Origin of the sequence: Actinopolyspora biskrensis (assembly GCF_013408175.1) — a bacterium.
In the GTDB taxonomy this organism is placed as follows: Bacteria; Actinomycetota; Actinomycetes; order Mycobacteriales; family Pseudonocardiaceae; genus Actinopolyspora; species Actinopolyspora biskrensis.
Genome location: NZ_JACBYW010000005.1, coordinates 359723 through 380960 on the forward strand (window position 1 = coordinate 359723; position 21238 = coordinate 380960).

The 21238-nt window shown below is 68.0% G+C and carries 13 protein-coding genes; 6 read left to right on the top strand and 7 right to left on the bottom strand.

What is annotated here, in order from left to right; translation table 11 throughout:
• The first annotated feature begins 53 nt into the window (after window positions 1-53).
• From mmsB to FHR84_RS15030, 3 genes are all read left to right on the top strand, one after another.
• Window positions 54-944, top strand: a complete 891-nt coding sequence (gene mmsB, locus FHR84_RS15020; RefSeq protein ID WP_179536133.1) for a 3-hydroxyisobutyrate dehydrogenase — start codon at window positions 54-56, stop codon at window positions 942-944.
• A gap of 200 nt (window positions 945-1144) precedes the next feature.
• Window positions 1145-1429 (top strand): hypothetical protein, encoded by a 285-nt coding sequence (locus FHR84_RS15025; RefSeq protein WP_179536266.1) that lies wholly within the window; start codon window positions 1145-1147, stop codon window positions 1427-1429.
• 360 nt (window positions 1430-1789) lie between these two features.
• Window positions 1790-2167 (top strand): barstar family protein, encoded by a 378-nt coding sequence (locus tag FHR84_RS15030; protein ID WP_343075291.1) that lies wholly within the window; start codon window positions 1790-1792, stop codon window positions 2165-2167.
• Window positions 2168-2271: 104 nt separating this feature from the next.
• Here FHR84_RS15030 and FHR84_RS15035 read toward each other — a convergent pair whose 3' ends face one another.
• Both FHR84_RS15035 and FHR84_RS15040 read right to left on the bottom strand, forming a co-directional pair.
• On the bottom strand, window positions 2272-3048 hold the full coding sequence (locus FHR84_RS15035; protein WP_179536135.1) for an enoyl-CoA hydratase-related protein: 777 nt from the start codon (window positions 3046-3048) through the stop codon (window positions 2272-2274).
• A gap of 279 nt (window positions 3049-3327) precedes the next feature.
• Window positions 3328-5007, bottom strand: coding sequence for a delta-60 repeat domain-containing protein (locus FHR84_RS15040; RefSeq protein ID WP_179536136.1), 1680 nt, complete (start codon window positions 5005-5007; stop codon window positions 3328-3330).
• A 287-nt stretch (window positions 5008-5294) separates the two neighbouring features.
• Here FHR84_RS15040 and FHR84_RS15045 point away from each other — a divergent pair, with 287 nt between their 5' ends.
• Window positions 5295-8426, top strand: coding sequence for an RHS repeat-associated core domain-containing protein (locus FHR84_RS15045; protein WP_179536137.1), 3132 nt, complete (start codon window positions 5295-5297; stop codon window positions 8424-8426).
• Between the two features lie 805 nt (window positions 8427-9231).
• On the opposite strand, the gene FHR84_RS15050 is transcribed toward FHR84_RS15045, so the two are convergent.
• The 4 genes from FHR84_RS15050 to FHR84_RS15065 all read right to left on the bottom strand — a co-directional run bounded on the left by FHR84_RS15050 (window position 9232) and on the right by FHR84_RS15065 (window position 17650).
• The gene (locus tag FHR84_RS15050; RefSeq protein WP_179536138.1) at window positions 9232-9432 is read right to left on the bottom strand and encodes a DUF397 domain-containing protein; all 201 of its coding nucleotides are present in this window, start codon (window positions 9430-9432) and stop codon (window positions 9232-9234) included.
• A 22-nt stretch (window positions 9433-9454) separates the two neighbouring features.
• Window positions 9455-9922, bottom strand: a complete 468-nt coding sequence (locus FHR84_RS15055) for a DUF5753 domain-containing protein (protein WP_179536139.1) — start codon at window positions 9920-9922, stop codon at window positions 9455-9457.
• A gap of 166 nt (window positions 9923-10088) precedes the next feature.
• Entirely contained in the window at window positions 10089-12572 is a 2484-nt protein-coding gene (locus FHR84_RS15060; protein WP_343075292.1) for an ADP-ribosylglycohydrolase family protein, read from the bottom strand.
• Window positions 12573-12586: 14 nt separating this feature from the next.
• Window positions 12587-17650: a type VII secretion system-associated protein gene (locus FHR84_RS15065; RefSeq protein WP_179536140.1), complete on the bottom strand. Its 5064-nt coding sequence runs from the start codon at window positions 17648-17650 to the stop codon at window positions 12587-12589.
• A gap of 731 nt (window positions 17651-18381) precedes the next feature.
• Between FHR84_RS15065 and FHR84_RS15070 the strand changes: the two genes are divergently transcribed.
• Window positions 18382-19320 carry a DUF5818 domain-containing protein gene (locus FHR84_RS15070; protein WP_179536141.1) on the top strand — a complete coding sequence of 313 codons (939 nt, stop codon included), beginning with the start codon at window positions 18382-18384 and terminating at the stop codon, window positions 19318-19320.
• Window positions 19321-19503: 183 nt separating this feature from the next.
• Window positions 19504-20298 carry an FkbM family methyltransferase gene (locus tag FHR84_RS15075; RefSeq protein WP_179536142.1) on the top strand — a complete coding sequence of 265 codons (795 nt, stop codon included), beginning with the start codon at window positions 19504-19506 and terminating at the stop codon, window positions 20296-20298.
• Between the two features lie 161 nt (window positions 20299-20459).
• On the opposite strand, the gene FHR84_RS15080 is transcribed toward FHR84_RS15075, so the two are convergent.
• Entirely contained in the window at window positions 20460-21224 is a 765-nt protein-coding gene (locus FHR84_RS15080; protein ID WP_179536143.1) for a sirohydrochlorin chelatase, read from the bottom strand.
• Between the last annotated feature and the right edge of the window lie 14 nt (window positions 21225-21238).

Genomic DNA, 21238 nt, shown 5'->3' on the forward strand with positions numbered 1-21238 from the left:
GTCCGGTGCCCCTCGGTGGTCACAATGTCGGATCACGAGAAAGGTGGATGGCCATGGCTGTCATCGGATTCATCGGGCTGGGACACATGGGCGGGCCCATGTCGGCGAACCTGGTCAAAGCCGGACACACCGTACGGGGGTTCGACCTTTCGTCCGATGTGCTGCGGAGCGCGGCTGAGCACGGGGTGACGGCCGTGGACTCGGCCGTCGACGCGGTCGACGGCGCCGACGCCGTGATCACGATGCTTCCGGGGGGCAAGCACCTGCTGGAGTGCTACGACGAGATCCTCGGGTCGGTCTCCGGAGCCACACTGCTGATCGATTCCTCGACCGTGGACGTCGCGGACTCCCGGCGGGCCCACGAGCTGGCCGGGCAGGCGGGGCTGGAGTCGGTGGACGCACCGGTTTCCGGCGGCACGGCCGGGGCCGAGGCCGGAACGCTGACTTTCATGGTCGGAGGTGGTGAGCAGGCCTACCGGTCCGCGCAGGAGTTCCTCGAACCGATGGCTCGCAAGGTGATCCACTGCGGAGGAGCGGGCAACGGTCAGGTCACCAAGATGTGCAACAACCTCATGTTGGCGGCTTCGATGCTGGGAGTGGCCGAGGCGTTCGTGCTCGGGGAGAAGCTCGGTCTCCCGCACCAGGCGCTGTACGACGTCGCCTCGGTCTCCACCGGGCAGTGCTGGTCGTTGACCACCAACTGCCCCGTGCCGGGCATGGTGGACACGAGCAGGGCCAACCACGACTACGAACCCGGGTTCGCGGCCGAGCTGATGCTCAAGGATCTCGGGCTCGCGGTTTCGGCGGCCGAGCGCAGTGGTGCGGACACGGAGGTGGGGCGGCTCGCCTCGAGCATCTACGAGCGCTTCAACTCCGAGGGAGGCGGCGGCTACGACTTCAGTGCCGTGATCAATTCCATCAGGCAGCGCTCGGCGGAGAGCTAGAGGAGCTCCCGGCGGAAGTTCGTCCGGCGGATCCGATTCCCCGGAGCGTCCGGGACCCGGGGAGCCGCTTTCCCGTCGGGGAGCTGTTTTCCCCGATCACGGGAGTGGGGTGGCCACGCGCGGGCGACAACCGGGCTCGCGGACGCTCCGGGACACCCGCGCACGTTCTCGAGAACCTCGGGGTACGCTGACCCCTCGTGATGGGCGAACTGGTCGCGTTGTGGGACGGGGTCGCGTCGTGGCTCGTGATGCTTCCCTACCCGTTCCAGGTGACGCTGGTACTGGCCGTGCTCGTCCCGCTGTGCTGGCTCGTCGCTCGCCTGGTCGACCGGGTCACGGACGAGGTCGCGGCCAAGCTGACGAGGGTTCGCGATGCCGAACCGCCGTTGCGCAGGCGGGAACGCTACGTTCGCGGACGTGCCGGTTCCGGTTTTGGTGTGAGGTGGCGACGTGTTGGACCGGGGCGGCGCAGTGTTCACTCGTGATCGATTCCGCCGGAGGCGAGGGTGAATTCGCGCGCTCGCATAACGCTCGTGCTGCTTGTGATGATCGCTCTGGTCGTGTTCGGCTGGGTGGCCGAGCACGTCGATGTCGTCTGATCGATGTTTTCCGATCGGATCGTTGGTTGGGGCGGGGGCCGCTACCCGATGTCGGGGCACCCGCAGCGAGAGCCCGCGAGAGGTTCACGCCAAGTGACCAGCTATGACAATCTGAACGTGAACATCTTGATGAATGGTCGCGAAGGAATCGTCCGCGGGTTCGGCGGGCGATGAGATCGAATTGCGCGGTTGTCGATGATGAGTCCGGTTGGTTTTCTGAAGCGGAACGCGAGGAAGGAAGCCGTGGTGCCCGAGCCAGCTCCGCTGCCCGTGTTCGACACTACCGAGGAAGCCGTGCGGCAGATGCGCGCCGCAGGCGCTTTCGTGCACGTCGTGGACGGGTCCGAAGTGTTCAGCAAGCGGATGATGCTGGACGCCGTGGCGGCCGAGCTCTCGTTCCCGGAGTGGGCGGGTCGCAACCTGGACGCGCTGCACGACTGCCTGATCGACCTGTCGTGGCTGCCCGCCGGGGAGCACGTGCTGGTCTGGTCGAACCACCGCGTGCTGGCCGAGCACGATCCCAAGGCTTACCGGGGGGTCGGCTCGGTGCTGGTGGCCGCGGCCCAGGAGTCGGGGGAACGCGTCTTCCGGGCGGTCTGCGCCGAGGACGGTAACGCCGAGTAGCGGAGTGCTTCCCCGCGTGCTTCTCTGCGGTCCGCGCGGGGCCGTCCGAAGTCGACGGCGGGACCGGGCAGGGGCCCACCGCCGGTGAGACCCTGCCCGCGGTGCTATTCGGACCACTGCGCCCAGGAGGGCGCGCGCTTCTCGGCGAAGGCCCGCATTCCCTCCGCGGCCTCCTCGCTCGCGAAGTGGTGGGCCGACAGCTCCAGCATGTTCGCGAAGTCCGTTTCGAGGCCCTCGGGGCGCGACGTCCGGAGCATCTCCTTGGTGGCGGCCAGCGCGTTCGGAGCGCCCTTGGCCAGCATCTCGCTGTAGCGGGCCACTTCGGTCTCGAGCCGATCGGCGGGTACCGCCGAGTTGAGCAGGCCGATGTCCACCGCGCGTCGCGCGTCGAAGGTCTCTCCGGTGAGGAACAGCTCGTGGGCCTGCCGCGCCCGCAGCAGCGGCAGCACGGTCACCGAGATCACGGCGGGCACGACTCCGATGCGTACCTCGCTGAAGGCGAAGGTGGCCTCCTCGGCGGCGACGGCGATGTCGGCGGCGGAGACCAGGCCGAGCCCACCGGCTCGCGCGGGGCCGGCCAGTTTCGCGACCACCGGTTTCGGACTGTTCCAGATCCGCTCCACCAGCCGGGGGACCTCGTTGATGCCCTGGTTCTCGGCGCTCTCGGAGCGGGACTCCTTGAGGTCCATCCCGGCGCAGAACACGGGTCCGGTGTGGTCCAGCACGATCAACCGCGTCGAGTCGTCCGCCGTCGAGTCGTCCAGCGCTCCGAGCAGTTCCCCGCGCAGTTGTGCGGACAGCGCGTTGCGGTTGTGCGGCGAGTCGAGCGTGATCGTGGCGACCCCGTTGTCCACTTCGCGATGCACGAGTTCGTCAGCCATGCGGGCAGCCTAGCCGCGCCGGGCACGTGTGACGACACCGCGGGAGCACGCGGTGCGGTCCCCGGGGAACCGCACCGCGTCGGAACCGTTGTACGGCTACCGCCACTGGTGGGAAGCGGAGGCAACGTACCCGGACTCCGGTGTGCGGGAATCCGCCGGACTATCCGGAGTCGCCCGATCGAGTTCTTCGCTCAGAATCGCGTCGATCGTGTGGTTCGCCCGCCGCAACGACAACACCAGCCAGATCACGCCGAGTGTCAGTGCCACAGCGAGCACGGGTCAGTCCTCCGATGCCGAGATGGTGGTGCTGGGGGAACCGATGGCGTTGCCGTCGGTGTCCACCGCGCGGATGCGGTAGGTGCCTGCCGTGTGCTCGGTGTCGGTGTAGCTGAGTCGCGGCGTGTTCCAGGGACGGTTGCGCTGGGTGACGGTGTGGATCGGTTCGTCGGCTCCCCTGCGGATCACCTCGTAGCGGATGTTCGTGGTTTGGGCCGACCAGGTGGTGTTCCAAGTGATCGTCACGTTGCCGTCCGCGTCCCGGGAAAGGTCCGGAGAGGTCAGCAACGCTTGCTTGGGTCCGTTGTCGACGGATCCGGGGACGTCGCGGGCACCGAACAGGGCGAGGCTCTGCCGGTCTTTCCCGTTGACGGTGGTGAACTCGCCACCGACCAGCACGTACTCACTTGTCGCGTCGACCGCCCACGGGCCGTGCTGCCACGCCGAGCCCGCCGGTCCCTGGTCGGTGTTCGGGAACCACGGCAGCACCCCGGGCACGGGATCGCCTTTCTCGACGTGGTTGGACGTAGCCGTCGCGGTTTCCGTCGCCGTGGTCGTTTCCGCCAGCAAGCGGTAGTACTGGTCGTCGGTGACTTCGTCCATGGCCGCGCAGTCGTGGGTGTGCGAAGCGCTGTAGAGGATGCCGTCGGCCACGGCGACTCCCTGGGTGTCTCCGTAGCACCCGTCCCACCAGTCGGCTTCGCCGGTAGCGATGTCGATGGCGGTGCGTCCTTCGAACCGGACCTCGTTGTTGCTGTGGTCGTAGGCGCCGAAATAGGCGGTGCCCGTGCTGTCGGTAGCGATGTCGGTGACCACTTCGCTGCCTGCGGGCACGCGGGCTTGCCAGGAGACGTTCGCCCCCGAGGTGTCGTCCACGGCCATCATGGCGCGGCGCTGTTCCCCGTTGACCGCGTTGAAAGCACCACCGAGCAGTACACGTTGCTGCGCCGGCGCGGCTTGGACGGTGAACACCTCGTTGTCGACGGACGGGTTCCACGAGGTGAGGCTTCCGTCCGTGTCCACGGCGGCCAGGCGTTGACGAGCGGTGCCGTCGACGGCGTCGAACGCTCCACCGAAGTAGACGGTGTTCTCGGTTGCGGACAGGCCGCGGACACGACCGGTGGCACGGGGATCGAAGTTCGGGTCCAGCTCGCGCGATGCGGTGTCGAAGCGGGCGATGCGGGAGCGCCATTCTCCGTTGACCTGATCGAAGTCCCCGACGACGTAGAGCTCGGAGCCGTCCGGGGAGGCTTCGAGCTGAAACACCGAGTCACAGGCCCAGGCAGGTCCTTCGACCTCTCGGCAGTACGGGCCCGGGTAGTTCTGGAGTGTCTGACTGACGGCGACTTCGGGGGTCCAGGGCAGCAGTTCTCCGGTGTCCAGATCGAACGCGAGGAGGTTGTGCCGGGTGACCTCACCGTCACCGCCGGGCGCTACTCCGTCGGGGCGTGCCTTGGTGAACATGCCACCCGCGTAGGCGGTGTCTCCGACGATGGTCACCGAGAAGATCGTGCCGTTGGTCTGCGGCGTGGGCATCGAGCCTGCGGTTACCGGAGTCGGCGTGGATTCGGCTGCTTCGGCTGCGGAAGCCTTCGTGGTAGCGACTCCGGGAAGCAGCACGGCACCGGCCGCGATGCCGGCGGTCAGTACCGCCCGCCAACCTCTTCGACGGGCAACGAGCATGGGATTTCCTCCGTGGGGACAGCACCGGGTTCGGATGTCTGGTCCGGCGGTGTGGGGCCGAGTTCCACACCGCCGGCGAGGAAACGTAGATGTAGTTGGATTACGCAACAAACTAAAGTGGTTCAGGACACACCGCTCTGCTCCGTGCGGAGGTCATCCACAGATGAGTGCGATCACAGTTATGATTTCGTGCTGTTTCGGGTCGACTTCGTTGAATTATCAGTTTGCCCGGTCCCGGGCACGAGTGGTGCCAGGCCGAGCGGGACGAACCGAAAGAGCGACGAAGCATGAGTTCAAGACATCGCTCGGTGCGTGGCAGAGTGCTGAGCGGCATCGCCGTGACAGGCATATCCGCACTGATGATGAGCGTTCCGGTGGCTTCGCAGGCCGCTGAGCAGCAAGGAGGAGCCGCACCGGTGCCGAGCACCGGTCTGTCCGAACCGGACAGCGCATGGACGCCTCCCGAGAACGTGAATCGTTCTCCCGAGGGAGGGGTGGCACCCGCCGAACAGTGGGACGCTCCGGGCAAGGAGCGGTCCTCCAAGAGGCGGACCGCTGCCGCGCAGAGCTCCGCCTCGACGGTGAGTTGCGAATCGGGGCAGGCCACCGGGGTACTGCCGCAGTATCCGATGGAACGGTTCCGGATATCGGACCGAGTCCAGATCGGGGTGAACACGTTCAACGGCAACATGGTCGCCACCGCCCGGGATCTCACCATCAGGGGAACCGGGCAGAACCTGTCGTTGAATCACGTCTACAACAGCAAGCTCTCCGGTGGGGGTACCTACGGTTCCGGCTGGAACATCAACGCGGGTGGCGACATCGGGTTGACGTTCGAGGGTGACGACGCGGTGCTGCACGGGGCCTCGGGCTACTGTGCGACGTTCACCGCGGACGGTTCGGGAGGTTTCGATCCCGCGCCCGGCGTGGACGCCGAACTGGCGCAGCTGTCCGACGGCAGCTACGAACTCACCTGGAACGGCTCCAACAAGACCTGGTCGTTCACCGAACAGGGGTGGTTGTCGGCGCAGGCCGATCGCAACGGCAACGCCAACACCTACCGCTACAACGACGACGGCACGCTGGCTTCGGTGACCGACTCGCAGGGGCGGGTGACCACCTTCAGTCACGACAGCGGCGGGCGGATCACCGGCATCACGGACCCGACGGGTACTTCCGCAGGAAAGTACACCTACAACGATGCCGGACGGATGACCACGTTCACCGACCGTGGTGGAAACCGGTATCTGCTGAACTACACCGACTCGGGCAATCTCTCCCGGCTCACACTGCCGGACTACAGCCAGTACGTCTTCAGCTACAACAGCGCTGACCAAGTGACCGAGGTCCACGAGCCCAACGGGACCACAGTGGCCGTCACCGAGTTCTCCTACGGTGACCACACGACGACTCAGACCGATCCGAACGGCAACGAGACCGTCTACACCTACGACGAACGCGGTCGCCAGATCAAGGCGGTCGACGCGCTGGGCAACGAGCAGTCGAAGACCTGGACGCCCAACAGCGACGTGCAGACCAACACCAACGGGTTGAACAACTCGACCACCTCGGAGTACGACCGGCTGAACAACCTGGTGGGCACCAAGTTGCCGACCGGGGCCGAAACCACCGTCGGATACGACAGTTCGACTCACCCGCACCTGCCCACCTCGATCACCGACCCGCAGGAGCGGACGAAAACCCGTTCCTACGACGAGGCGGGCAATCTGACCGAGGTCCGTTCCGCCGATCTCGACAAGACACTGCGGGCCAACACCTACAACTCCGACGGGACCCTGGCCAAGCAGGTCAACGGCAACGGTGCGGCCACGACGTACTCCTACGACGAGGCGGGCAACCTCACCGAGATCCAGCAGCCGGGTCCGCTGGGGTCGATCACCTACACCTACGACGCGTTGTCCCGGGTCACCAGCGTCACCGACGGAAACGGCAACACCACCGAGTACTCCTACGACAAGCTCGATCGTGTGGTGTCCGTCAGTCACAACGGCACCGTGTCGCAGACGATGAGTTACAACTCTCTCGGTAAGATGACCGCGCGGGAAACCTCGTCCGCCACGACCACGTTCACGTATCTGCGTGCCGGGCTGATGACGGAGAAGAAGCGTTCCGCCGGTGGTTCGACGGAAACCATCTCGTACGAGTACGACCCGGCGGGCAACATGGTCTCGATGACCGACCCGAACGGGGAGACCACGTACTCCTACGACGCGGGTAATCGGCTGATCTCCATGACCGATGCGAGCGGTCAGACCACCACCTTCGGTTACAACGCCGCAGATCAACGAACCAGCGTCACGTTCCCCGGTGCTGGTAAGCAGACGATGACCTACGACGCAGCCGGTCGTCAGACGGGGATCACGGTCACCGACACCGACGGGATCACGAAGTTCGACACGAGCTACTCGTACTCCGCACCGGATGGTTCGGACACCACGCTGTTGCAGTACCGGAACATCAACGGCACGGGGAACAGCTATGACTACGACGCGCTGCAGCGCATCACTTCCAGCAACTCGGGTGCCGGCTCGTACGGCTACGACACCGCCTCGAACATCACCAGCGGTCCGAACGGTACGAGCTACACCACCAACGCCGCCGACCAGCTCACGGAGAAGGGAGGCACCAGCTACGACTACGACTCCGCGGGAAACCTCACCGGCAGCAGTGACGGGGCGAGCTACGAGTACAGCGCTGCCAACCAGCTGACCGGCGCACAGCTACCCTCGGGCAGTATCGACAAGGCGGTTTACGACACCGCGGACCAGACCACGCCACGTTCGATCACCGAAACCACCGGCGGCAACACGGTGCAGCACGTGTTCACCCACACAGCGATGGGGATCACCAGTATCACCGACAACGGGCAGCGGACCGGCTACTTCCGCGATCCCGCGGGGAAACTGATCACCAAGACCGGGCCCGACGGCAAGCGTTACAACGCGATCACCGATCAGCGTGGCACCGTGCTGGCGCTGCTGGCCGAGGACGGCACCATCGCGGGCAGTTACGAGTACGGCACCTACGGCGAAACCACCGCCACCGGAAAGGCAGCCGAGGAGAACCCGTTCCGCTACAACGGCTCCTACCAGCTCGACACCGGTGACTACATGTTCGGGCACCGCTACTACGACACCGACACGAAGTGGTTCACCCAGACCGACCCCAGCAGGCAGGAGTCCAACCTCTACGCCTACGCGGAATGCAACCCGACCAACCTCTCTGATCCGACCGGGCTCAATGCGTGCTCGAGAAAATACTTGTACGGTTCAACAGTTATTACTGCAGGGGGTGTTGTAGTGGGCGGTTTGGCTACGGGAGGGGCAGCCTGGGCACTTGGTGGAGTTTTCGCGGGTGCGAGCCTGATTAACGCTTGGGGTGGTCACTATGAGTGCTGATCTGTATTGGCTTAGGATGATATATGAAGTCTCGCCGTTACAGCGGAAGAAAGTTTTACATTTTTTTGCTGGCGACCTCTTTGGTGGGCTTCGCGTTTAATTTATTCATAATTTGGAAATGGCAAAACTTTCTCGTTTCTTGGGTGGTGTTCGTTGTCTCATTGGGGGTGCTTTTGAGTGCGAAGAATTTACGTGGAGAAAAACGAAACATGTAGGATTGAAAAATGGTTATCCTCGAGGTGATATGTAGATAAATTGACTGCTTGTCGGCCGGAGTGGATTGTATCCGCTCCGGCTGTTCGTTTCGGTGATTGGTGTGTGTCGAAGGATGTGCAGATGAATTTTCTCTATGGCGACTCGGGGTGAGTCTGGTAGTAGTTTTGTCGCGTTGATTGATTAAGTAAAGTTTCGTAGAAGGTTAAGGGGATGGCACGTGACAGGGAGATCATGTTTGATGCATGCGGAATTGATCTTCTGGAGTTTGCGCGTGCTGTGTTGTGCTGTTTTATCGTTGATGTTCTCATGTGTCCTCCATTGATGATATCACAAGAAACCTCCTGCAGCGGAGGCAAAGACACGTGTCGTGCGATGACCGATCAGTAGAATTAAGAGAAAAAGAAGAAGTGTTCCAAAGCGCGTAAGCTGTAAACGCACCCCGAGTCGCGTAACGCGGTCGACCAAGAAGAAGAGAACAGACGGCAGAGCCGCCTAGGGAAGACGGAAGTACTGTAACGGTGAGTGGTCGGCCGCGTCGAGCGAAGGGGCCCCACCGGAGGGCGGGACCTCCTTCGTTGTTCGGCGTTGCTCAGCGGTCGAGTTCGCCGATTTTGACGCTTTCGAGGAAGCCGGTGAAGCTGGTTCGGTCGAAGACCAACGCGCTGCCGGTCGGGTCCTTGGAGTCCCGCACGGCGGTAACCGCGTCGAGGTAGTCCGCGACCTCGACGCACTGGCCGCTCGTCCCGCTGTACGAGGACTTCCGCCACGTAGCCGATAACAGGTCGGTCATCGTCTGGTTCTCCTTGTCGTTCTCACAGGGACGAAGCCAGACTAGCCACCAGTTCCATCGAGGCGCTCGCGTCGAGTGCGCGGGAGCTCATGAGGTCGAACACGGTCGTGTAGTGCTCGATGTCGGCGGGACGCTCCAACCAGACCGCTCCTCGCTCGTTCTCCAGGTAAACGGCGTCCGTGTTCAGGTTCTCGGGAAACCTCAGCAGGGAGAACGCGCTCTTGCTGCCCGCGTGTGCTCCGGCGGCGAATGGCACCACCCGGATGTTGATGTTCGGTTTCTCGGAGAGTTCGATCAGGTGTTCGAGCTGCTCGCGCATCACCTCGGGTCCGCCGACCAGTCTGTGCAACGCGGCTTCGTCGAGGACGCAGCGTAGCCGAGTGGGGTTTCCCGCACGATTCAAACGTTCCTGGCGTTGTTGGCGAAGTTCCACCTGGTGCTCGACTCCGGTTCTGGAGGGAGTCGGACACGCTTCGCCGATGAAGGTCATGGCGTAGTCGTGAGGTCGACGCCAACAGCGGTTCCCGAAACCTTCGTCAACACCGAGCTCGTCGCCGGACCCGCGACCGGAGCGACCTCACGCCGAACCTCCGGACATCGCCGAGCCACCCCCGTTGACCGAAGTGGAACGAGCCCGCTCCGGGCAGCCGGACAACTCAGCTCGCCGGGTAGCGCTCGAACCACTCGGAGGTCTCCGGGGGAGCGGGTCCGAACTCGAGGGTGGCGTCGGTGGCCATTCGCTCCACGGTGTCGCGCAGCTCCAGTTCGAGGAACCAGTGCTCGCCCATGGTCTCGGGGGAGGACAGCGCCAGCAGCCCGCCGCTGACGGCCCCGCACGCGGCGCTGTTGCCGGAGTGGTTGACGGCGGTCCGCAGCCCCTGGGCGAAGTCCCCGTGCGCGCTCAGCGCGGAGTAGAGCCCGATCCCGAGGGCCTCCACCGCCTTGAACCCGGATCCGAGGGTGTTCTCGACGTGCTCGGGCGGGACCACACCTGACTCGGCGAGTTCGAGCGCCGCGGTCACACCGGCGCGGACGTTACCGCTTTCGGGGTGCTCGTCCAGCGTCTCCAGCGCGGCGGTGATCCCCTCGGGGATGCTCGCCCCGCGCAGCAGCCGCGCGACCAGCACCGCCAGCACGCCCGTGCTCAGCCTGACGTCGCGGTGACCGTGGGTGAGGGAGGCGAGCTCGGCGGCTGCGTGGAAGGTCTCCGCGTCCTCCCGGCTCCACAGCGCGGCGGGCACGGCACGCAGCAGCGCGGTGCTGCCGTCCGAGTCGTTGTCCGGGGTCTCCGGCGCACCCATCTCCCGCTGCCCCTTGGCGAAGGCGATCAGCGTGCGCATCATCGTCCTGCCCGGGGTGCGGGTCTGGAACAGCGCCCGCTGCTCCACGAGCCACCCGTCCGGTTCCGGTGCGGTGGACAGGAACTCGCCCGCCGCGCGCGCCCAGCTCAGGTGCTGGGTGTGCAGCCAGCGCTGGCAGGCGTGCTGCACCTGCCGGGTCGGAAGCCGCGGGGAGTCGTCGCCCCGCCCGGCCACACCCGCGCGGACCACCCCCTCCAGGGTGAACAGCAGCAGCTGGGTCTCGCTGCCGATCCGTCCGGACGGATATCCCGCCGGTACGTACTCCCGGATCCCCTCGGAGCCGTAGCGGTCCCTGATCTCGCGCCAGGTCTCCGCGGTGACGGCCCCACCCAGGGCCTCCCCGGCGGCGCAGCCGCGCACGCACCGCACGAAGCGGGACTGCCAGGCCGCACCATCGGGTTCGTGCCCCGGCACCTCTTCCCGCTCCGGCTCCTCCGGACGGACCGGGTGGTGGCCCATCCACTGTGGAGTTCTTTCCGGACGGGGACCGAACTCGGACGCGGCTTCGGCGGTGACCCGCTCGGCCAGCGGCGCGACGGACGGCGCGCGGTGCGGGCCCAGGTCGAGGAGTTCCGGGCCGTGCAGCGCTCCGAGGAGCTGGCCGCAGAGCATCGCCGAGGCCACGGTGTCACCGCCGTGGTCGGATGCGACGCGCAGTGCCCCGGTGAAGTCCCCGGGACAGCCGAGCGCCGCGCGCAGCGCAACCGCCAGCGCCCCCGATCCGGTGCTCCCGTCCGCGGCCGCTTCCAGGTTCCTCCGGCTCGGCACCAGTCCGGCCGGGCGGAACCGGGCCAGCCGCACGGCCTCGGCCGGTTGCTCGCACGGCCGGTCGTGCGGCAGCAGCTCCAGGGCAGCGACCGAACTCCTCTCGAGGTCCTCCCCACGCAGCAGCGCGAACAGCACGGCGGCCAGCACCCCGGCGGGGCGGTACCCGTCCCGTCCTCCGTGGGTGAGCGCGGCGATGCGCTCACCCAGCACGAGGGCCGAGCGCGCGTCCGCGGCCCACAGCGCGGCAGCCGCGCCGAGCGGAACGGCACCGGCCGAACCGGCGGAATTCACGGGCTCTTCCGGGGAACCGGGGCGCTCACCCGCCGCGATGCGGGCCAGGGAGGTCAGCGTCACGGGGTCCCCCTCGCCCGCCGTCCGCATCCGCGCGTCGGCGGCCAGCCCCCCTTGCGGTCCGGTGCTGTCCGGGCGGTGCGGCACGCACTGGTTCCAGGCGATGCCGCGCGAGTACAGCCAACGCTGCTGCCCCCGGAGCGCGGCCGAGACCGGATCGGCCTCCCCGCGCGTCCTCCGCTCCGCGTGGGCGTGGACCAACGCCTCCACGACGGACAGCACGGCGGTGGTGCGGGCGGTGGCCGCGGTGTTCCCGCGGACGAACGCCTCCGCGACCGCGCAGCCGTGCAGCATCCCCAGCAGCCGTCCCTGCGCTTCGGGGAACTCCCCGAACAGCCCCGCCCGCGCGGAGTCCGCCCCTTCGGAGGGGGAGTCCTGCGACCACGTCAGCCGGTGCAGCAACCCGGTGGCCCACAGGGGCCGCGCCGGGTCCGCGACGAGTCCACGCCAGACGGTCAGCAGCCGTCGCCGCCGCTCGTCCCCGGCCTCGTCCGGAGCCCTTCCGGCACGCAGGACCGCGAGTAATCGTGCTTCGTTCTCGTCCAGGGCGCTCGTCCTCTCGCCTACGCCGCCCGCCGTTCCAGCGGTGCTCTGTCGAGGGTGCTCTCGTTCCGCCGTCCGAGCGACAGGTGGGACGGCGTCGTACGACCGGGTCGCCACACCGATGTATCGGTTCAGCCGCCGCTCCCGTTACGCGCGGCCTCCGCCTCCGGGTAGCGCAGCGTCCATTCCGGGGGCTGTCCACCGGCGGTGAGTTCGGGGAGACGGTCCCGGTCCGCGAGCAGCGTGTCCACGACTTCGCGCAGCTCCAGCGAGTCGGTCCACTTCGCCGGAAGCGAGTCGTCCCCGCGCGCCGCTCCCAACAGCCCACCGCAGATGGCCGCTGTGGCGGAACTGTTCCCGGAGTGGGTTCCCGCCAGCGTGACGGCGCGCTGCCACGAGTCCGGACGGGAGAGCGCGGCCAGCACCGCGATGCCCAGCGCGCTCGGTGCCTGCCAGCCGGTACCGAGACGATGCAGCGTTTCGGGGGCCGGACTGCCGCGCTCGGCCAGCCGTACCGCCGAGCGGAGTGCCCGCGCCGTGTTCGCCCCTCCCTCGTACTTGTCCAGTTCGGTCAGCACCGTCTCGACCGCCTCGGAGAGGGGGGCCTCGCTCGTCAGCACGTTGACCAGTCCCGCGAGAGCCCCGGCGGGCAGGTATCCGTCCGGGCTCCCGTGGGTCAGCACGGCTGCCTCCGCACCGAGGGCGAAGGCCTTGCCCGGATCGGGAACGAACAGCCCGAGCGGCGCGGCGCGTGCGGTGGCGAGGAAACCGTCCGCCGAGTTCGGCGGGTTCAACGGGCTCGGAACGGTACCGTGCTCGTCCGAATCGGCCAGCGCGGCGAGACTCGCGTGATCGGGGAACCGTTGTTCGTTGAGCTCGGGCAGCGCGGCAGGCCACGTCCCGCTTCGCGGAGGCGCGAGCGGAACTCCCTGGGTACGAATCCACTGCCGCAGGCTCGCGCGTATGCTGTCGACCGTGCTCGTCTCGGACTCGTACAGCTTCCGCCGCAGTTCCGCCCGGATCGCACCGTGCAGCACGAAAACGAGCTGTTGGGTTATGGCGCTGCCCCGGCCGTGACCACCGAAGACCTCGGGGAGCCCGCTCTCCGGGTCCGCCGGTTCCACCTGGTCCGCCCGCGTGAACATCAGCGGGGAGCCGAACGCGTCACCGCAGGCCGTGCCGAGCACGCAGCCCGCGATCCGCTGGCCGGTGTCCAGACTCAACGGTGCTTCCCCCGGAAGCCCCGCCGGGGTCTCGGCCTCCGCGCCCCGCCGTCCGAGCAGCCTGCCGGCCTCGTCCGGTCCGAACGCTTCCACCGCCAGGGCGCGCAACCCCTCGTAGAGCTCGGCGGGGACGTGCTCCTCGCCGTCCTGCACGCGCCGCCACGCGGTCAGCAACCGGGACTCCGCCGTGGACAGCGCGCCATCGGGGGCGTCCGCGTCGTCGGTGTCGGTGTCCGCGTCGGTGGTCGGGGAGTCGTCGGAGTCGGCGTGCCGTTCCTCCGGCCGGGTTCCGGACGATTCGGACGAGGGCTCCGATGCGGTGGAAGCGGGCTCGGTGGTTTCCCGCTCGGAGGTGTGCCGTTCATCAGTGTGCTGCTCTGCGGTGCTCTTCCAGTGGATCCTCAGCTTCGTCGGCTCCGTTCCCGGGGAGTCGGTCGTGCCGCCGTCCGCTTCGGAGCGGCCGGCGGCCTGGAACGCCGCCACGGTGACGGCTTCGTCCGCGGACCCCGGTGGCGGGGAAGTGTCCGCGGCTTCCGCGTCGGAACCCGGCTCCGCCGTTCCCGGCACGTGTTCCGGAACGTGCGGTTCGCTCGTGTCCGCCGCGTCGGGCTCGGACTCGGCAGCCCCGGCCCCCTCTGCGGCCGCGTTCTCCGAGAGGGGGAGCTCGTCCTGATCCTGCTCAGCGGTGGTTTCTTGCTCAGCAGCGACGATTCCACGCCCTGCGGTGGCCGTCTCTTCCGGCCCCGCGGTGTCCGCGGCAGTGATCTCGGTGAAGTCGTCCGTTTCCGCGGTGGGGGGCTGTACGGTCAACCAGCTCCGCGACCGAGCCGCCGCTGGCTCCTCCGCGGCGGACGGAAGCGGATAGCGCTCGTACCACTCCGGCTCGTCCGGGGGTTCGGGGCCGAACTCGCGCTCGGCGTCGGCCGCGATCCGCTCGATCGTCTCGCGCAGCTCGAGGGCCCGCACCCATTCGGACGGAATGGAGTCGGCGGACAGCGCCGCCCCCATGATGTTGCCGCAGACGGAAGCGGTGGAGTCACTGTCGCCCGAGTGGTTGACCGCGAGCAGCACCGCATCGGCGAACGAGCCGGGATGGGTCATCGCCGCGTACACGGCGATCCCGAGCGCCTCCTCGCCGACCCATCCGCCGCCGAGCTGCCGCGCGATGACCTCGGGGCCGGTTTCCCCGGCGGCGGCGAGCTCCGCGGCCCGTTTCAGGCAGGCCGTGGTCTCCTGGTGCTCGTCCCAGGTGGACAGTTCACGCAGCGCCCTGTCGAGGGCCTCCCGCACGGTGCGTCCGTCGAGGAGGACGCGCACCAGAACGGCGAGGGCACCCGCGGGCAGGTACCCGCTCGGATGACCGTGTGTCAGCACGGCCGTTCGTACTCCCATGCGGAACACTTCCGAGGGGTCGGTGGACCACAACGCGGCCGGCGCCGCGCGCATCACCCCGCCACAGCCCTTGGAGTCGTTCAGCGGGCTGTCCACCGAACCGGTCCTCCTGCCGCTGGCGAACCCGTGGAGCGCCTGGATGCACGTGGTCCCCGGGGCGCGTCGGGTGAACAGTTCACGCACCCGGATCAACCAGCCGTCCGGAGCGTGCGCGTCCCCGGGGGCACGCGCGTCCTTCCAGTCGAACCCCTGGGTGTGCAGCCAGCGTTGGTAGGCGTGTTGGACCAGTTCGGCCGGATCGGTCGGCTCGCCCGAACGGCGGCCGACACCGGCACGGATGATCCCGTCCATTGTGAACAGAGTCATCTGGGTGTCGTCGCTGACCACGGCCGAACCGGCCGCCGAGTCGGGAAACCCGGTGACCCCCTGGGGCCCGAACCTCTGCCGGATCGTCGGCAGCGAATCGAACTCGACGATGTAGCCGAGAGCGTCGCCGACGGCTCCGCCCAGCAGCGAACCGAGCAGCCCGCCCGAGGTGGAGCACCCGCTCCGGGAGTCCTCGGTCGTCCGGGACTTCCCGGGCTCGTCCCGCGCGGGCTCGGCGTCCTCCACCTGGTTCTCCGGCTCCGAGGCGTCTTCCGCGGGGTCCGAGCCCTCCCCGTTCTCCGCGGTCTCCGGCCCCTCCGCGGCGAAGACCTCTGGGCCGGGGAAGGCGGGCCCGAACTCCAGGGCGGAGACATCCCCCCTGCCCGGATAGCGCCGGGCCCACTGCTCGTCCTCGGGGGGATTCGCCCCGAACTCCAGCAGCGCGTCCTTGGCCAGGTTCGTGATCGCTTCACGGGCGTGCAGGTCCCGTAACCACACTCCGGGCAGCGCCGAGCTGCCGTGCACGGCACCGGCGAGGGCTCCGCAGATCGCCCCCGTCGAATCGCTGTCCCCGGAATGATTGACCGCGAGCAGCACCGCACCGGCGAGGCTGTCGGTGCTCAGCACCGCGCAGACGGCGATGGACAGCGCCTCTGGGGCCGACCAGCCGGCCCCGAGCACGTCCTTGAGGCGCTCGGGACTCGGTTTCCCGTGCTCGGCCAGGCTCACCGCGGAGGCCAGCGCCCGTTCCGTGGTGGAGTCGGGAGCGTGCTCGGCGAGGATCGAGCGGGCCTCGGTCAAGGCCTCGGGCAGCTGCACACCGTCCAGCAACCGACGCAGCAGCACCGCGAACACTCCCGCGGGCAGGTAGCCGCCGGGGGAGCCGTGGGTCAGCGCGGCGCAGCCCGCGGCCAGTTCGAACACCTCGCGCGGGTCGGTCGACCACAGCGCGGCCGGGAGCGCGCGCAACACACCGCCGTGCGCGTCGGAGCGGTACAGCGGGGCACCGATGCTGCCCGGAGTCCCCGCGGAGACGAACTCGCGCAGGGCGCTTATGTTGCTGCTGGCCGGTGAACGCACCGAGAAGAGCTCGGGGAGCTCGACCAGCCAGCCGTCCGGTTCGGGATGTGTCTCCGCGAAAGGCCCCGCCGCGCGCTGCCAGGAATACCCCTGGGTGTGCAGCCAGCGTTGCAGGCCCAGCTGGACGGAGGCCAACGGTGTGGTGGCGGCGCCCGAGCGGACCGCGACGTGTCCCCGGATCATCCCCTCGACGGCGAACAGGGCCAGCTGCACGTCGTCGGTGAACTCCCCCGCGTGCTCCCCGCCGCGGTCGTAGTCGGTTATGCCCTCCGCGCCGTAGCGGCTCCTGATCTGCTCGACCGGGTAGAACTCGACGGGCGCTCCCAGCGCGTCTCCCGCCGCCGCGGTCAGCAGACTCCCGAGGAAACGGTCCCCGAACGGTTCCGTGCCGACCGGTTCGCGCTCGGTGGACTCAGCGGGCCCCGGCTCCGCCTCCGGGGCGCTGCCCTCGGAGGCCCGCACCGGTTCGGCCTCGGCGGGGGCCTCGTTCCGGGAGTGCCCGTTGGACCGCTCGACGTTCTCGAGGTCGGCCCGCGCGGTGACGGAGGTGGCCTCGGCGGGGCCGCCGCCCGCTCGGCCCGCGGGGGCGTCGTTGATCTCCACGGGAAGACCGGCGGCCCGGATCAGGTCCTCGCAGGGGACGCGGACCTTGGTCGAGCTGGCGGGGTTCACCTGGAGGTCGACACCGACCGGGCGCATTCCCGCGAGGGAGCGCCCGGTCATGCGTTGCCAGCTGGTCCAGTTCTGCGGCAACTGCGCTTCCGAGGTGAAGACTTGGAGCTGCCTGCGCCCGGAGTGGTGTTCGAGGGTGAACAGGCCGTCGCCCTGCGGCTGCGCGAACAGGATGAGCTCGGCCTCCAGCAGCGCCCCCAGCAGCGTCTGACCCGGCGCGTAACCGGTGCTCGTGAGTTGCAGGGCCCGTTCCACGTCGTTGGCGGGAGCGGGCAGACGCAGTGCCACGGGGGAGGGGCGGTAGTTCGGGTTCGGGGAGAACTCCTCCGTGAGCTGCCCGCGTTCGTCCACGCGGAATCCCCCTATGAAACCCCACGGCGGCACCTCCGCGCTGGGGTCGGTGAAGATCGGATCCACCACGTACAGCCAGCTGTTCGGCTGCTGCGCTGCCTGTTCCCGCATCGCGGGTGTAATAGCCGGTCGGCTCGGCTGCTGACTGCTCATCTCCCCCGCTGCTTCCCGTGTCAAGTTCGTCGGTGTGCCCCAGGGAACCCCCTCACCTGCCGGAGGCGACCTCCCGTGGAACGCGCCCGATCGGGCGTGACGATCGGACGCGACCAGACAAGCGATCGGTTCCGCGCGTCACTGCACGACCGTTACTGTCTCATGACCTTGTGGAATGAATATCGGTATATCCTGTTTACCAAAAGCGAAGGACCTGGACGTGTGCTGTGACGGGGCCCGACCTCGGGAACCGATGACCCGGCGGCGACCGGAGCGTCGGGGGTAACTTCCGTGCCGCCGCCGGGCGGACGCCCCGAGGGCGCCCCACGAGCATGGCGGTGAATCCGGTCCCGGTGGGGCGAGTCGCTCCGAATTACGCCGAAAGGCTCACGGGGTTCTGCTGCTTCGGGAGTCGCGGAGTTCTTCCGGTGCCGAGCCGGGATCCGGGGCGGTCGGGTAGGTGCGCGTGATCCGGCACGGGTCGTGTGCTCGCGTTGTGCTCGGAAGAAGCTTCCCGGAGGCTCTTGTCGTCTCCGCGCGCGTGGAGCGGTCCACGCTACTACTTTGAGGCGCGGGGGCCATTCACTCGCAAATCGATGCGTGCGGCGAGGCAACTTTTGCGTTCTGTACGCGTCCCCCGGGGTAGCGGGAAGGAAACACTGCGATGCAGGAAGGTGGACGTTGTCCGTATGCGTAGGACTTTCGCTGTGGCGGCCGCGGCCTTGACCTTTTTCGGTGGTGTGGGAACGGCTGCCGCCGTGAACGCGCCCGAGGATTCCGAGGCGAATTCGTCCCGGGGCGCTTCGGAGCGGAACGGCCTGTTCACCAGCGTCACGGGAAAGCTGGTCCGGGGCGAATCGGGATATTCCATAACGGGGGAGAACAGCGGTGATCGGTATCAGCTGTCCTCGGATTCCGGAATTCTGCGTCCCTACGTCGGCGAGCGGGTCAAGGTCACGGGCAGTACCCCTGGCGGCCCGAGCGGCGGCGCCGACCGGTTGACCGTGCGCACGGTGGAACCGGTCGCCCGTGGCGAGCAGCTCCCCGGGCGCGGGACCACGGAACTGCGGTTCGAGGTGAGCACGGACGGGAACGTTCCCGACGGGATGACGTTCTACGGTCTGTTCGGCAAGCCCGGGCCCGACCCCAACGGCAAGGTGGCGGGCATCGAGGAACTCGGCGCGATCGCGCTGAACGATTTCGACGGTGACGGGGTGTACACCGCCCCGCTCGGGATGAAGCGGGACAGTCGGGTCGTGGCCCGCATCGCCGCGGGCAGCACCGCCACGGGGCCGCGCGAGGTGATCCACCCGCAGAGCATCGTGCAGCGGGACAACACGGTCGTGCTGGACGGGGACACCACGGTGTCGACGGACTACCGGGCCGTTCGTTCCTGCGGCGATGTCCCGTTCACTCCTGATTCGGACCACGGGGCCTTCGGGATACGGGCGACCGGGGTCGACTGCGGGCTCGCCCGTCAGGTCGCGGCCGACGCGGAGGACAACCTCGGGGACAGCTACCGCAGTCACGAGTTCACCTGCCTGGCCGACGAGTCCGACAGTGAGCTCGGAGGCTACGACTACACCTGCAGGCACGGAGTGCGGAAGGTGACTTTCGCGGCTTCCTGAGCCGTGCCCGTCCCTCCGGGAGGTCGCTCCCTCCCGGAGGGGTCTCCGGCGCGGCCGGGCTCGGTCCGCGCCCCTAGGGGAACACGTCGGGTGGCTGTTCGGGCACGTGCCGTATTCGACCTATGTGGACAAAAAATAGAGTGGGGAGGGAACTCGGGGCCGGATTTCGAAGGGGAACCCCACATGTCGGACGAACGGGCCGGTTGCGGAGGGCGTCATCCACGGGGCGCGGGAGCGGACTCCCGCTGCCGCCGCCTCCGCGCGCTGGATTCGGTGCTGCGGGGGGCTGCGCGGCTGTCGGTGATCGAACCGGAGGTGGACGGCCTGGGAGAGCTGGTGGGAACCGGTGCGGTGTGCTTCGACATCGGCGCGGCGTACGGGATGTACAGCTTTTCGCTGGCTCGTCTCGTCGGAACCGCGGGTGAGGTTCACTCCTTCGAGCCCCAGCGCAAGCCGTACCGGATTCTCGCGGCAGGAGCGAGGCTGGCCGGGGTGCGCAACATGCGCGTCGACCACGCCGCGTTGGGAAACCGCCCCGGAACGCGTGTTCTCACCGTTCCCACCCGGTTCGGTTTCCCGATTCACGGGCACGCCCATGTGAGTGACGATGTGCTCGTTCCGGGAGAAGGCGGTCTTTTCCGGGGAAAGCGTTCCGTGCCGAGCGAGACCTTCTCGGTGGACCGGATACGGCACGCTCGCGGTCTGAGCCGGATCGATTTCATGAAAATCGATGTCGAGGGATACGAGCCCTCGGTTCTGGAGGGAGCGGAGGAAACCCTGGAGAATTGTCGCCCGAAAATACTCCTGGAGATCGAGGAACGTCATCTCGCGCGGTACGGAACCGATCCGGAAAAAATCACGGGGTGGCTGAGCGATCTGGGATACGGCGCCCACGTGCGGCACGGAGGAGAATGGGAACCCGTGGAACGGGTTACCGGGTGGAAAAGGAACTACCTCTTCACGGCGCGGACGACGTGAGTTCCGCCGTGTGGCGCACCGGGACGGCGAGCCCGTGCGTTCCTGGTCGACGCACCCCGCAACGCCGCGAGGCCGCTCCCCGATGTCGGGAGCACGCTCGCGAGATCGCGAGAGGGTCCGCCGAGCAACCACCTGCGACAAGGGCGGACCGAGGACTCCGATCAGCCTGCGCGGGACAGCCGCGGCCGTTCCCTGCCCGCCCCCAGCGCGGACTCGTACCTGCGCAGCACGAGCTCGGCGATCCCGTGGTCGGCGCCCATGGTCTCGGCCAGCAGCGGAGCGGAGGTGCACTCCCGTGCGCGTTCGAGCACGCGGTCGGGAAGCCGCCCCGGGGCGAGGAACCACGAGCCGACGGCGAAACGCCGTGCGCCGGCGGCGCGCAGTCGCTCCACGGCGGTGGGGACGTCGGGCTCGGCGGCCGCGGCGAAGGCCGCGACCACCCCGGCCCACGAAGTGCCGCGCCGCCACGTTTCGGCCACGTCGGCGACGAGTTCGTTCGCCGGAGGATGGGCGGAACCGGCGCCGGCGAGTACGACACCGAGCTCCTCGTCGTCCGGGTCGGCACCGGCGTGCAACAGCCTGCGCCAAGCCGCTCCGCGCAGCCGCGGATCGGGTCCGAGCACGTCGGCCGTTCGGACCCGCAGCAGCGGGTTCCGCTCCTGCGCCTCGGCCACGGCGGTGGGGATGTCCACGCTCGCGTGGTAGGCGTGGCCGAGCAGCAGCGGAACCACCACCGCACTGCTGTGGCCGTCGGAGTGCACGGAATCGAGCACGTCGCCGAGAGCGGGGGCGGACAGGTCGAGAAAAGCCGTGCGCACGTCCAGCTCGGGGCGCACTGAGCGGACCACGTCCAGCAACCCCCGAATGGTGGCTGCCGAACGCGGGTCACGACTGCCGTGCGCCACCGCGACCAGCGGGGCGTTCATCCCGGTCTCCAGGA

Excerpts from the sequence above, each read along its gene's own strand:
- FHR84_RS15050 (WP_179536138.1), bottom strand. The coding sequence starts at position 9,432 with ATGACCGACCTGTTATCGGCTACGTGGCGGAAGTCCTCGTACAGCGGG.
- FHR84_RS15025 (WP_179536266.1), top strand. The coding sequence starts at position 1,145 with ATGGGCGAACTGGTCGCGTTGTGGGACGGGGTCGCGTCGTGGCTCGTG.
- FHR84_RS15065 (WP_179536140.1), bottom strand. The coding sequence starts at position 17,650 with ATGCGGGAACAGGCAGCGCAGCAGCCGAACAGCTGGCTGTACGTGGTG.
- FHR84_RS15055 (WP_179536139.1), bottom strand. The coding sequence starts at position 9,922 with ATGACCTTCATCGGCGAAGCGTGTCCGACTCCCTCCAGAACCGGAGTC.
- mmsB (WP_179536133.1), top strand. The coding sequence starts at position 54 with ATGGCTGTCATCGGATTCATCGGGCTGGGACACATGGGCGGGCCCATG.
- FHR84_RS15070 (WP_179536141.1), top strand. The coding sequence starts at position 18,382 with ATGCGTAGGACTTTCGCTGTGGCGGCCGCGGCCTTGACCTTTTTCGGT.
- FHR84_RS15045 (WP_179536137.1), top strand. The coding sequence starts at position 5,295 with ATGAGTTCAAGACATCGCTCGGTGCGTGGCAGAGTGCTGAGCGGCATC.
- FHR84_RS15075 (WP_179536142.1), top strand. The coding sequence starts at position 19,504 with ATGTCGGACGAACGGGCCGGTTGCGGAGGGCGTCATCCACGGGGCGCG.
- FHR84_RS15080 (WP_179536143.1), bottom strand. The coding sequence starts at position 21,224 with ATGAACGCCCCGCTGGTCGCGGTGGCGCACGGCAGTCGTGACCCGCGT.
- FHR84_RS15040 (WP_179536136.1), bottom strand. The coding sequence starts at position 5,007 with ATGCTCGTTGCCCGTCGAAGAGGTTGGCGGGCGGTACTGACCGCCGGC.
- FHR84_RS15035 (WP_179536135.1), bottom strand. The coding sequence starts at position 3,048 with ATGGCTGACGAACTCGTGCATCGCGAAGTGGACAACGGGGTCGCCACG.